Origin of the sequence: Lapidilactobacillus gannanensis, from assembly GCF_003946675.1 — a bacterium.
Classification (GTDB): domain Bacteria; phylum Bacillota; class Bacilli; order Lactobacillales; family Lactobacillaceae; genus Lapidilactobacillus; species Lapidilactobacillus gannanensis.
In genome coordinates this window covers 1-13124 of the sequence record NZ_RHOT01000003.1, presented here as the reverse complement: position 1 = coordinate 13124, position 13124 = coordinate 1, and the positions used below count along the sequence as shown (strand labels likewise).

Below are 13124 nucleotides of genomic sequence, written 5' to 3'. Positions count from 1 at the left end.
AATTATTTGAAATTATCCTACGCCAAAAGATCGGCACCCCTCACACTCTGGTTGAAACGTGTTCAGGCTGGTAAATGGCTAGGTACAATTTAAATATTCACACGATCGGTTGTACCGCTCATGCAAATATTTGAAATTGTACTACGCCAAAAAACCACCAGCCCTCACACTATGTAATTTTAGTTAGGCAATTTGTTGAAAATCGTTTATACTTAAAAACGAATGAACTTCAGGAGGCAAACTAATGGCACAGTTATTTTATCGCTATGGGGCAATGAACTCTGGCAAGACGATTGAGATTTTAAAAGTTGCCCATAACTATGAAGAAGAGCACAAACCAGTTTTATTAATGACCAGCAGCCTTGATTCTCGGGATGGTGTTGGTTATGTGGCTAGTCGAATTGGCTTGCGCCGTAAAGCCGAATCTATTTTTCCATCAACAAATATTTTTGATGAAGTGGCCAAGATTAAGCCACAGCCTGCTTGTGTTTTAATTGATGAGGCCCAATTTTTGGAGAAGCATCATGTCTACGAAGCAGCGCGAGTTGTTGATGAATTAGGAATTCCAGTGATGACTTTTGGCCTAAAAAATGATTTTCGGAATGAATTATTTGATGGCTCCCGTTATTTATTGCTTTATGCTGACAAAATCGAAGAAATTAAAACGATTTGCTGGTTCTGTCAACGCAAGGCAACGATGAATTTACGGGTCAACAATGGTCGGCCGGTTTATGAAGGTGAGCAAGTGCAGATTGGTGGTAATGAATCTTATTACCCAGTTTGTCGCGAACATTATTATCATCCTGATCTCCATGAGTTTGAGGAAAGTGAGGCTGATCAAGCCTAATGGACAAGATTTTAGCACAATTAGATGGATTGGTTGATCGTTACGATGAATTAACTGAAATGATGGCTGATCCAGAAGTAATTGGCAATACTAAGCGTTATTTGGAAGTTTCCAAGGAAGCTGCCGGAATGCTTGATGTGGTCAACAAGTATAAACGTTACCGTGAAGTGGTTCAGGAAATTAGTGACAATGATGAAATCATGCGGGAAAGCAATGATAAAGAATTAGCTGATTTAGCTAAAGCTGAAATTGACGATTTAACTGCCGAACGCGATCAATTGGAACATGAAATCATGTTGTTAATGATTCCTACTGATCCTAACGATGATAAAAACATTATTATGGAAATTCGTGGCGCTGCTGGTGGCGATGAAGCTTCACTCTTTGCTGGAGATTTATTGAATATGTATCATCATTATGCTGAACGTCAGAATTGGCAATTTGAAATTGTTGATGAGAATCGGACTGAAGTTGGCGGTTTTAAAGAAGTTGCCGTCATGATCACTGGTGAAAATGTCTATTCAAAATTAAAATATGAAAATGGCGCCCATCGAGTTCAACGAGTTCCTGAAACGGAATCTGCTGGGCGAGTTCATACCTCTACGGCAACAGTTGCGGTGATGCCTGAATATGACGCAGTTGATTTAGATATTGATCCTAAAGATATTCGAGTTGATGTTTATCGTTCGTCTGGTGCTGGTGGTCAGCATATTAATAAGACCAGTTCTGCGGTGCGGATGACCCATTTACCAACAGGGATTGTTGTGGCAATGCAAGATCAACGGTCACAACAGCAAAACCGTGAAAAGGCGATGCAAATTTTACGTTCACGGGTGTACGACTATTATGAAAGTCAAAATCAAAACGAATATGATGCTAATCGTAAGTCAGCTGTCGGGACGGGGGATCGTTCAGAGCGAATTCGGACCTATAATTATCCTCAAAATCGGGTAACTGATCATCGGATTGGTTTGACGTTGAATAAACTTGATCGAATCATGAACGGTGAACTTGGTGAAGTGATTGATGCCTTGATTGTTTGGGATCAAACCAAGAAGTTGGAGCGAATTACTGATGAATCGACCGACGTATTATAAGGCCCTTAAGTGGGCTTTTTTGCTACTAAAAGAAAAACAATTAGATGAGCAAGCAGCGGAGTACATTTTATTGGAACGACAAAAATGGACTAAAACTGATTTGATTTTTAAAGAGCGGTCCGAAATGCCGGTAGCTGCTTGGCAGCAGTTTCAAGCTGACGTTGCCACTCTGCTAACAGGTCAGCCAGCACAATATATTTTAGGACAAGCTTGGTTTTACGATTTACCGCTTAAAGTAACGCCAGCAACGCTGATCCCGCGGCCAGAGACCGAACTGCTGGTGGCTTGGCTGTTAGAAAGTACGCCAGCAACGAAAGCGTTACGGATTTTGGATGTGGGGACAGGTTCTGGTGCAATTGCCTTGGCAATCAAGCATGAGTTACCAGCCAGTGATGTTTGGGCCTCTGATATTAGTGAGGCTGCACTAGCAGTTGCCCAGGAAAATGCTCAACATTTACAGTTAGCCATTCATTTTAGACAGGGCGATTTGCTGGCTGCCGTGGATAATGAACAGTTTGATATCATTATTTCTAATCCACCCTATATCAGTCGATCAGAAACTAGGGTAATGGATTACTCAGTTAAAAATTTTGAACCACAACAGGCTTTATATGCCGATAACCAGGGATTGGCTCTGTATCAGCAGTTGGCGCAAACAGTCGCAGCTCATTTAAAACCGGCGGGACAACTTTTTCTAGAATTTGGGTATCAACAAGCAGCGTCAATTCGTGAGATTTATCAGCAAGCCCTCCCGCAAGCAACCATTCAGATCAAGCAAGATCTGGCTGGTTGGCCACGAATGGCGCGGATTAAATTGCCGGATTAATCAAGGACAGCAATTAGAAATTAAGTTTTATGTATCAAGAAAGAAGTTGTGAGGTTATTTATGGAAACAAAAATTTTTAATACGCAAGAGATTTCTGCAGCAGCAGCGTTATTACGGCAAGGTGAACTAATTAGTTTTCCCACAGAAACGGTTTACGGTTTAGGCGCAGTTATCAACCGTGAAGCTTCAGTTAAGGCTGTTTATCAGGCTAAGGGCCGTCCAAGTGATAACCCATTGATTGTCCATGTGAATTCGCCGGAGATGGTTTGGCATTACGCCGCTAAGAATGCAGCTGCATTAGCTTTGATGAAGGCCTTCTGGCCAGGTCCACTGACGATTATCCTGCCGATTTTACCTGGTAGTTTATTACCTTGTGTAACTGGTGGTTTGCAAACGGCGGCTTTTCGAATGCCTAACAATGCGGCTACTTTGGCTTTAATTCGGGAAACTGGCATTCCCATTGTAGGTCCTTCTGCGAATACTTCAGGTAAGCCAAGTCCAACTACAGCACAGCATGTCTATCATGATTTAGGTGGTAAAATTGCCGGTATTCTGGATGATGGTCCGACTAAGGTCGGCTTGGAATCAACAGTGATTGATTTAAGTGTCCAGCCTGCGGCAATCTTGCGGCCAGGCTTTATTAATGCTGATGATTTGGCGCCAATTATTGGGCCAGTTGAAACTGAGCAACACCATGTTAAAAAAGACGAAATACCTAAGGCGCCAGGAATGAAATATAAACATTATGCGCCGAGTGCGCAAGTCTTGATAGTTGCCAATCAATCTGACTTTAAAGCAGCTGTGGCTCAGGAGCTGACCCAACAAACAGCACCTTTAGGCATCTTGGCTTTTGACCAACAACTGGCGCAATTAAAGCTTGACACAAATTCTCATCAAGTCCTCACTTATTCACTTGGCGATAATATCACGACAGCGGCTCAAGATCTTTTTGCCGGGTTACGTTTTTTTGATGATCACCCTCAAGTCAAAGTTATTTTAGCTGCCGGTGTAGCTGAACAAAAACTAGGCTTAGCCTATATGAATCGCTTAAAGAAGGCCGCCGGTGGTCAATTTTATCAAAAATAATTTAGTCTTTTCCACGAAAAAATATGGCAGAACTCGTGGGGAATAATTCGGTGTTAGTTATTAGGCAATAACGTTTAGAATTGAGTAAAATATCAGTATAATGTGAATCAAGGGGGTTATCGAATGGAATTTAATAATCGTGATCAAGCTGTCTGGACAGCAATTCATCATGAAGAAACGCGGCAGCGACAAAACATTGAGTTAATTGCTTCAGAAAATGTTGTGTCGAATGCAGTTCGAGCTGCTCAAGGCAGTGTGCTAACTAATAAATATGCAGAAGGCTATCCTGGCCATCGTTTTTACGGTGGTTGTGAGTATATTGATCAAATTGAGCAGTTAGCGATTGATCGGGCGCGCGAATTATTTGGGGCCGAGTATGCTAATGTGCAACCACATTCTGGCTCGCAAGCCAATGAGGCGGTTTATCGTGCTTTGTTAAAACCAGGCGACAACGTTTTAGGGATGGATTTAACGGCTGGTGGTCATTTGACTCATGGTTCGCCAGTTAATTTTAGTGGTGAGACTTATAATTTCCATAGTTATGGCGTGGATCCCGAAACAGAACAACTTGATTATGAAGAAATTCTGAGAATTGCCAAAGAAGTTCAACCAAAATTAATTGTTGCAGGTGCTTCTGCGTATAGTCGGCTGATTGATTTTCCGCGCTTACGGGAAATAGCTGATCAAGTCGGTGCACTATTAATGGTGGATATGGCGCATATTGCTGGTTTAGTTGCTGCCGGGGTTCATCCTAGTCCGGTACCCTATAGCGACGTGGTGACGACGACTACTCACAAAACATTACGGGGACCTCGTGGTGGCATGATTTTGGCAAAAGCAAAATATGGCAAAGCAATTAACTCAGCTGTTTTCCCAGGTACTCAAGGTGGTCCTTTGGAGCATGTGATTGCAGCCAAAGCTATTGCGTTAGGCGAAGCCTTGCAGCCAGAATTCAAGACTTATGCACGCCAAATTGTTTTGAACGCTCAGGCGATGGCAGCAGTCTTCAATGCAGATCCAACTTTTCGGGTTGTTTCTGGTGGGACAGATAATCATCTAATGTTATTAGATGTGACGGGCACCGGCTTGTATGGTCGTGATGTTCAAGAATTATTAGATTCTTTACAGATTACGCTTAACAAAAACACGATTCCTTTTGAACAGAACGGGCCTTTTAAAACAAGTGGTATTCGAATTGGGACGCCAGCGATTACTACCAGAGGAATGAAGGAAGCAGACGTCACCCAAATTGCTCACTTCATTATCGCGGCTATCCAAAATCGCGAAGATGACGTTGAATTGAAGCGGTTACATCAAAAAATCAATGATTTTGCCGAAAGTTTTCCAATAAATTGGGGCTAATCAGGTAGATATTTAAGGGCAACTAGCTTATCATTGATATGATTTGGAAAATGAAAGGTGGCAAAGGTATGGGAAAATTTACCGTTTTGAATCATCCATTGATTCAGCACAAGTTAACGATCATTCGTGATAAGTCAACGGGGACAAAAGTATTTCGCGAGGTTGCGAATGAAATTGCCGAGTTGATGGTTTACGAAATTACCCGCGATTTACCTTTACAGGATGTCGAGATTGAGACACCAATGGGTAAAACTGTGCAAAAGCAATTAGCTGGTAAGAAATTAGCAGTTGTGCCAATTTTACGTGCTGGTTTAGGGATGGTCGATGGTGTTTTAGAGTTAATTCCAGCGGCAAAGGTTGGTCACATTGGCATGTATCGTGACGAGAAAACTTTGGAACCGCACGAATATTTTGTCAAGATGCCGCCTGATATTGATCAACGAATTTTATTTATTGTTGATCCAATGTTAGCAACTGGTGGTTCAGCTAATATGGCAATTGACGCTTTGAAGAAGCGCGGTGCCAAAAGTATGCGGTTGGTCGTTTTAGTAGCTGCACCAGAAGGGGTCGAGGCAGTTCAGAAGGCTCATCCTGATGTTGATATTTATGCAGCGGCCTTAGATGATCGCCTAACTGAAACTGGTTACATTACGCCTGGACTTGGCGATGCTGGTGATCGTTTATTCGGCACCAAATAAAACACCGTGCGATAAAGCCTTTTCATGCGAACTTTCCTTTGAATTTTAGTTTTGTTGGTGTTAAGATTTAGTCTGTGTTTTCTGAACTTGTTTAGAGACTGAAACACCAGTTTCGAGAATAAACCTCGTTTTTTCTTGAAACTTTCAGATTGTTTTGGGAAGGAGGCGCGCTTTGGACGAGAAATATCAATACCTAACTTTCATGGGGCTCAGGTTTAACACAGCTAACTGTATCTCGACCCTGCTGACGGCACTGCTGGTATTTTTGTTTGTTTTCTTTACATCAAGAAAATTGGCAATGAGACCAGGTAAGGGTCAGAACTTGTTAGAGTATTTGATTGATTTCACTAATGGAATCGTGAAAGCGATTATGCCAGGTGATGAAGGCAAACCATTTTACTTCTATATCTTCGTGTTGTTTACATTTATTTTGTTCTCTAACACATTAGGGTTATTCTTAGAAGTTAAATTTAATGGGATTACTTTCACCAAGTCGCCGACTGCAGATCCAATGGTCACGATGCCATTAGCCATGGTTACCTTGTTAATGTCGCACTACTACTCAGTTGAGAAGTGGGGCTTCAAGGGTTACATGAGCAATTTTATTCGCCCGGTAGGATTCTTATTGCCAATAAATTTGATTGAAGAGTTTACGAACTTTTTGACCTTATCATTACGGCTGTATGGGAATATCTTCGCCGGAGAAGTTCTAATCGGTTTATTGTTAAACGTTGCTAGCAGTTTTGGTATTTTGACTGCAGTAGTAGCGGCACCAATGACCATGATTTGGCAAGGCTTTTCAGTCTTTATCGGTGCCATTCAGGCTTATGTTTTTGCAATTTTATCTTGTGTTTATTTTTCACGTAAATTAGAACGTGAGTAGGATTTCAAATTTAGGAGGAATTTCGAAAATGATTAAATATGTTGCCGCAGCCATCGCTGCAGGTTTAGCTGCCTTAGCTACTTCTTATGGTAATGCGAAAGTTATTTCTAAGACTGTTGAAAGTATGGCTCGCCAACCAGAATTAGCTGGTCAATTGCGTAGTACAATGTTCATCGGTGTTGGTTTGATTGAAGCCGTTCCTATCTTGGCTATCGTTGTTGCCTTCTTGATTCTCTTTGTTTAATCTTGGCAATTTTGTTTGTTAATTTTAAATAGAAGGGAGCGTTGTTCATGGCGAATGGATTAGTTATTGCTGCCAATGCCAGCTTAGGCGATTCGATTTTCTTAATTGTGACTTTCATCCTGTTAATGTGGTTAGTTAAACACTTTGCATGGGGTCCGGTAACGAAAATGATGGATAAGCGGGCCCAAAAGATTTCCGATGATCTTGACGGTGCCGCTGAATCTCGAAGCAAAGCTGAGCAGATGGCAGCACAACGACAGTCTGAATTGAAGAATTCCAAGTCGGAAGCAATTCAAATTGTTAATACAGCCAAAGAAAACGGTGAGAAAAGTCGTCAAGAAATTGTCACCGCTGCGCAAACTGAAGCTGCCCAATTGAAATCAAAAGCTAAGGTTGAAGCTGAACAAGTTAAAACCGATGCCTTAAATGGTGCTCGCGAAGATGTTGGACAAATTGCGGTCAATATCGCCGAAGCGCTCATTAAAAAGGATCTCAACGCAGATGATCAGAAAGAGTTGATCGATGCCTATATAAAGGGGTTGACGAATGCCGATGAAACTCGATAATACGACAGTTAGCAAACGTTATGCCAAGGCATTGTTTGAGCTTGCCAATGAGCAGCACGAGATTGAACCACTTTTTCAAGAGTTATTAGTTTTGCGGCAAGTGTTACAAGATAATCCTGATTTTGACGCAGTGATGGCTAGTTCTAGCGTGACACTGGCTGATCAGGCCCAACTTGTTAGCACGTTGAAAAAGCCGTTTTCGCAGACGATTCAGAATTTTTTACAAATGCTTTTCGACTATAAACGAATGGCCGACTTAGGGTTGATCATTGATGAGTTCGAAAAGCGCTATGATGCTGCTAATGGTCGAATTTTGATCAAAGCGGTCACAGCGACACCAATGACGACTGAACAAACAACCGCTTTAGGGCAGGCTTTTGTTCAAAGATTTGATGGTAAGATCGCTAGTGTCGTTAATACCGTCGATCCTGAAATTATCGGTGGTGTCATTGTTCAAGTTCAAGATCGTCGAATTGATGGCAGTATTCGCACACGATTAAATCAAATGCGAGAGTTATTAGCTCAGCCATTAAGTTAGGATTTTAAGAGTAAAGCGAGGTGAATCGGTTGAGCATCAAAGCTGAAGAGATTAGTACATTAATTAAACAACAATTAGCAAATTATCAAGACCAGCTTAAGGTCGATGAAGTTGGGACTGTTACCTATGTAGGTGATGGGATCGCTCGGGCCCATGGTTTAGATAACGTGATGTCCAGTGAGCTGTTACAATTCTCTAATGGTTCATATGGGATCGCCCAAAATTTGGAAGTCAATGATGTTGGTATCATTGTTTTGGGTAAGTTTGATGATATTCGCGAAGGCGATACAGTTAAACGGACAGGTCGAATTATGGAAGTACCTGTTGGTGATGAATTAATTGGTCGTGTCGTTAATCCTTTGGGCCAACCGGTTGATGGTGCCGGTCCAATTAAGACAACTAAGACACGTCCAATCGAATCACCTGCGCCTGGTGTTATGCAACGTCAATCTGTTGACGAACCACTGCAAACTGGTTTAAAGGCAATTGATGCCTTGGTACCAATTGGTCGTGGCCAGCGTGAGTTGATCATTGGTGACCGGAAGACTGGTAAGACTTCCATCGCTATTGATACTATTTTGAATCAAAAAGGCCAAAACATGATCTGTGTTTATGTGGCTATTGGTCAAAAGGAATCAACTGTTCGGGCCCAGGTTGAAACGTTACGTAAATTTGGTGCGTTAGATTATACAATTGTTGTGGAAGCCGGTCCTAGTGAACCAGCACCACTATTGTATATTGCCCCATATGCTGGTTCAGCAATGGGTGAAGACTTTATGTATCGTGGCAAGCATGTTTTGATCATTTTTGATGATTTAAGTAAACAAGCTTCCGCTTATCGTGAAATATCATTGCTGCTCCGTCGTCCGCCTGGTCGTGAAGCTTATCCTGGTGATATTTTCTACTTGCATTCACGTTTGCTTGAACGGTCTGCTAAGTTGAGTGACGCTTTGGGTGGTGGTTCAATGAGTGCTTTGCCAATCATTGAAACTCAAGCCGGCGATATTTCTGCCTATATCCCAACAAACGTTATTTCAATTACCGATGGCCAGATTTTCTTGGAAAGTGATTTATTCTATTCAGGAACTCGTCCAGCCATTGATGCCGGTGCTTCCGTCTCTCGGGTCGGTGGTGCAGCACAGATCAAAGCAATGAAGAAAGTTGCCGGGACCTTACGGGTTGATTTGGCTTCTTATCGTGAATTGGAATCATTCGCTCAGTTTGGTTCTGATTTGGATGAAGCAACTCAAGCCAAGTTAAATCGTGGTCGACGGACTGTCGAAGTTTTGAAACAGCCTTTGCATCAACCACTACCGGTTGAAAAACAAGTTATTATTTTGTATGCCTTAACTCATGGTTTCTTGGATAGTGTCCCTGTTGATGATATTCAACGTTACCAAGATGAGTTATTCGCTAATTTTGACAGTAATCATACTGATTTATTGAAGCAAATTCGTGATACTGGTAATTTACCAGCTGACGATGATATTCAAGCAGCAATTAAGTCATTTAGTGAAGGCTTCAGTCCTAGTACTGCTAAGTAATTAGTGGTCAATTAGGGACAATCTGTTTTTTAAGTTAGCAAAGGAGTGGTGAGATCATTGGCTGAATCATTAATTGATATTAAACGGCGAATTGCTTCCACCAAAAAAACTGGTCAGATCACTAGTGCCATGCAAATGGTTTCAGGATCAAAACTAGTTCGGCTGGAAGATAAGTCTACTAATTACCAAGTTTATGCCAAAAAAATTCGCGAAATCGTCACCCATCTTGCTGCTAATAAAGTTTTGGAGCTTGCTCTCATGCGCCAACATGCGAAAAGCAAAACTGGGACAACTGAAGAGGATGTTTTATCATTAAACAATCTTTTAGTTGAACGCCCAGTTAAAAAGACCGGTTACTTGGTCATCACCAGTGACCGTGGTCTAGTTGGCGGTTATAACAGTAATGTACTCCGTTCAGTAATGGATATTTTATCTGATCATAAAGATCCCAGTGAATATGCCGTCATGGTTGTTGGTGGCATGGGTACTGAATTCTTTAAGACTCGTGGTATTCAATTAGCCTATGAGTACCGTGGTGTTAGTGATTCACCAACTTTTAACGAAGTTCGGGAAATTGTTAAGACGATGGTTACCATGTTTGATGATGGGGTCTTCGATGAGTTGTACGTTTGCTACAATCATCATGTTAACTCACTGTCATCAGCGTTTCGGGCTGAAAAGATGTTACCAATTACTGATCTTGATACTGATAAAGTACACAACACGGCGGCAACTGAATATTTAGCTGACCCGTCGGTTGATGTCGCTTTAAATGCAATTTTGCCTCAGTATGCTGAGAGTTTAATTTTCGGTGCAATTATGGACGCGAAAACGGCCGAACATGCATCGTCAATGACAGCGATGAAGAGTGCCACGGATAATGCCAATGACTTAATTCGTGACCTTTCCACCCAGTTAAACCGGGCAAGACAAGCACAGATCACAACGGAAATTACAGAAATTGTTGGTGGAGCTGCGGCTCTTGAATAAAATTTAGAGAGATGGGAGGAATTATAACGCATGAGTGTTGGTCATATTGTTCAAGTTATTGGACCAGTTGTTGACGTTGAGTTTCCCCTCGACGAAGGGTTACCAGACATCAACTCTGCATTAAAAGCAACGAAAAATGACGACTCAACCGTTGTCTTGGAAGTTGCCCTTGAACTTGGTGATGGCGTAATGCGTACCATCGCAATGGAGTCGACAGATGGCCTCCAACGTGGCATGGAAGTTGCTGATTCCGGCGCACCGATTTCGGTGCCAGTCGGTAAAGAAACTTTAGGTCGTGTCTTTAACGTTTTAGGCGAAACAATCGACTCTGGTCCGAAATTCGGTCCAGACTTCCATCGTGAAGGTATCCATAAAGCTGCTCCTAAGTTCGAAGAATTAAGTACTAGTTCAGAAATCTTGGAAACAGGGATCAAAGTTATCGACTTATTAGCCCCATATATTCGTGGTGGTAAAGTTGGTTTGTTCGGTGGTGCCGGTGTTGGTAAAACCGTTTTGATTCAGGAATTAATTCATAATATTGCCGAAGAACATGGTGGTATTTCTGTCTTTACTGGTGTCGGTGAACGTACTCGTGAGGGTAACGACCTTTATTTTGAAATGAAGGGTTCCGGTGTTCTGGAGAAAACCGCCATGGTGTTTGGTCAGATGAACGAGCCGCCTGGTGCCCGTATGCGGGTTGCCTTGACTGGGTTAACCATTGCGGAATACTTCCGTGATGTTGAAGGTCAAGATGTTCTGCTATTCATTGATAATATTTTCCGATTCACTCAAGCCGGTTCTGAAGTTTCCGCTCTTTTAGGGCGGATGCCTTCAGCCGTTGGTTATCAGCCAACATTGGCAACAGAAATGGGACAATTGCAGGAACGAATTACTTCAACTAAGAAGGGTTCTGTTACTTCAATTCAAGCCATTTATGTTCCTGCTGATGACTATACTGACCCGGCTCCAGCAACAGCTTTTGCCCATTTGGACGCTACAACTAACTTGGAACGTAAATTAGTTGAACAAGGTATTTACCCGGCTGTTGACCCACTAGAGTCTTCTTCTAGTGGTTTGGATCCTCAAATTGTTGGTGAAGAACATTACGCTGTAGCAACACGTGTTCAGCATGTTTTACAGCGATATCGTGAATTACAAGATATCATTTCCATCTTAGGGATGGATGAATTATCCGATGATGAAAAAGTCTTAGTTGCTCGTGCCCGGAAGATTCAGTTCTTCTTGTCACAGAACTTCTTCGTTGCCGAAGCTTTCACTGGTCAACCTGGTTCATATGTGCCTGTTAAAGACACTATTGCCGGATTTAAGGCTATTCTAGATGGTAAATATGATGATTTACCTGAAGATGCTTTCCGAAGTGTTGGTAAAATCGACGACGCCGTTGCTAAGGCAGCTAAAATGGGTTACAAACATCAAGACAATTAAGGAGGCATAAACAATGGCGGAATCTGTAAAGATGTTCACCGTTAACATTGTGACTCCCGACGGTGTGGTTTATGACCATCACGCCACGCTACTTGTAGCTTGTGCGGTTGATGGCGATCTGGGTATCATGGCAAACCATGAACCGATTATCGCACCACTTGCGATTGGTGAAGTTCGTGTTAAACGGACAGATAACCCTGATCATCAAGATGCAATTGCCATAAATGGCGGTTTTCTCGAAGTTAATGATAATGTCGCTTCAATTGTTGCCGATAGTGCCGAGCGCGCTCGGGATATTGACGTTTCTCGAGCTGAACATGCTCGTGAACGGGCGCAACAAGAAATTAAGGCTGCTGAAGCCCGACATGATATTGATGAAGTTAACCGTGCGCAAGTTGCATTAAATCGGGCTATTAATCGAATTAATGTTTCTAAGCGTCAGCGTTAATTTAATAAGAAGAGGTCACTGAGTTTTTTCTCAGTGATCTTTTTTTACGTCTAAATAACTGATGCCTAAGACTCAGCCGATTATTTTACCCGAATTGTCAAATCAAGTGCAACACTTTCGACCTATTCTTAGTTATTGGTCTAGTTAATCGAAGTCTGGCAGAACTGCCATTGCCGATTGATAGTTGAGAACCTTTCGTGGTCTTTGGTTCAGAGCGTTTTGGATTGCTTGAATCCCTGTTAAGGTCAATTGGCGCATTGAGCGGCCTTTAGGAATGAACTCACGGATCAGCTGGTTTTGGTTCTCATTAGTACCACGTTCCCAAGGTGAGTACGGATGGGCGAAGTACACTGTCGTACCACTCACCTTTGATAAATCCGCAAACTCTGAACCGTTGTCAAAAGTAACTGTCTTAAAGTATTCGGAACCATAGTCATTAATAACATCTTGCAGGGCTTGTCGACAAGTGTTAGCGTGATAGTCCGTAATCTTAACGATGATTTCATAACGACTAACACGCTCAGTCAAGGTCATAATAGCGGGTTCGCT

At 42.1% G+C, this 13124-nt stretch carries 15 protein-coding genes; 14 read left to right on the top strand and 1 reads right to left on the bottom strand.

The window, feature by feature from the left end; genetic code table 11:
• Positions 1-244 precede the first annotated feature (244 nt).
• The 14 genes from EKM81_RS01430 (at position 245) to EKM81_RS01365 (ending at position 12575) form a co-directional block, all read left to right on the top strand.
• Positions 245-847, top strand: a complete 603-nt coding sequence (locus tag EKM81_RS01430; RefSeq protein ID WP_125647342.1) for a thymidine kinase — start codon at positions 245-247, stop codon at positions 845-847.
• Positions 847-1944: a peptide chain release factor 1 gene (prfA, locus tag EKM81_RS01425; protein ID WP_125647339.1), complete on the top strand. Its 1098-nt coding sequence runs from the start codon at positions 847-849 to the stop codon at positions 1942-1944. Before EKM81_RS01430 ends, prfA begins: the two co-directional genes overlap by 1 nt.
• On the top strand, positions 1922-2770 hold the full coding sequence (prmC, locus tag EKM81_RS01420; protein ID WP_125647336.1) for a peptide chain release factor N(5)-glutamine methyltransferase: 849 nt from the start codon (positions 1922-1924) through the stop codon (positions 2768-2770). Before prfA ends, prmC begins: the two co-directional genes overlap by 23 nt.
• Before the next feature lie 60 nt (positions 2771-2830).
• Positions 2831-3856: an L-threonylcarbamoyladenylate synthase gene (locus EKM81_RS01415; RefSeq protein WP_125647333.1), complete on the top strand. Its 1026-nt coding sequence runs from the start codon at positions 2831-2833 to the stop codon at positions 3854-3856.
• A gap of 123 nt (positions 3857-3979) precedes the next feature.
• Positions 3980-5218: a serine hydroxymethyltransferase gene (gene glyA, locus EKM81_RS01410; RefSeq protein ID WP_125647330.1), complete on the top strand. Its 1239-nt coding sequence runs from the start codon at positions 3980-3982 to the stop codon at positions 5216-5218.
• A gap of 68 nt (positions 5219-5286) precedes the next feature.
• Positions 5287-5916 (top strand): uracil phosphoribosyltransferase, encoded by a 630-nt coding sequence (gene upp / locus EKM81_RS01405; RefSeq protein ID WP_125647327.1) that lies wholly within the window; start codon positions 5287-5289, stop codon positions 5914-5916.
• Between the two features lie 172 nt (positions 5917-6088).
• Positions 6089-6799, top strand: coding sequence for a F0F1 ATP synthase subunit A (gene atpB, locus EKM81_RS01400; protein WP_125647324.1), 711 nt, complete (start codon positions 6089-6091; stop codon positions 6797-6799).
• 31 nt (positions 6800-6830) lie between these two features.
• Complete coding sequence (atpE, locus tag EKM81_RS01395; protein WP_164509161.1) at positions 6831-7043, top strand: F0F1 ATP synthase subunit C; 213 nt, start codon at positions 6831-6833, stop codon at positions 7041-7043.
• A gap of 47 nt (positions 7044-7090) precedes the next feature.
• The gene (gene atpF, locus EKM81_RS01390) at positions 7091-7609 is read left to right on the top strand and encodes a F0F1 ATP synthase subunit B (protein WP_191987256.1); all 519 of its coding nucleotides are present in this window, start codon (positions 7091-7093) and stop codon (positions 7607-7609) included.
• On the top strand, positions 7590-8147 hold the full coding sequence (gene atpH / locus EKM81_RS01385; protein WP_125647315.1) for an ATP synthase F1 subunit delta: 558 nt from the start codon (positions 7590-7592) through the stop codon (positions 8145-8147). The genes atpF and atpH overlap by 20 nt, the downstream gene beginning before the upstream one ends.
• 29 nt (positions 8148-8176) lie before the next feature.
• Entirely contained in the window at positions 8177-9691 is a 1515-nt protein-coding gene (gene atpA, locus EKM81_RS01380) for a F0F1 ATP synthase subunit alpha (RefSeq protein WP_125647312.1), read from the top strand.
• Between the two features lie 57 nt (positions 9692-9748).
• Positions 9749-10681 carry a F0F1 ATP synthase subunit gamma gene (locus tag EKM81_RS01375; protein WP_125647309.1) on the top strand — a complete coding sequence of 311 codons (933 nt, stop codon included), beginning with the start codon at positions 9749-9751 and terminating at the stop codon, positions 10679-10681.
• Between the two features lie 30 nt (positions 10682-10711).
• Positions 10712-12127, top strand: a complete 1416-nt coding sequence (atpD, locus tag EKM81_RS01370; protein ID WP_125647306.1) for a F0F1 ATP synthase subunit beta — start codon at positions 10712-10714, stop codon at positions 12125-12127.
• 13 nt (positions 12128-12140) lie between these two features.
• Positions 12141-12575 (top strand): F0F1 ATP synthase subunit epsilon, encoded by a 435-nt coding sequence (locus EKM81_RS01365; protein WP_125647304.1) that lies wholly within the window; start codon positions 12141-12143, stop codon positions 12573-12575.
• A gap of 144 nt (positions 12576-12719) precedes the next feature.
• Here EKM81_RS01365 and EKM81_RS01360 read toward each other — a convergent pair.
• A partial coding sequence (locus EKM81_RS01360; RefSeq protein ID WP_125647302.1) for an IS30 family transposase occupies positions 12720-13124 on the bottom strand: 405 nt, incomplete at its 5' end.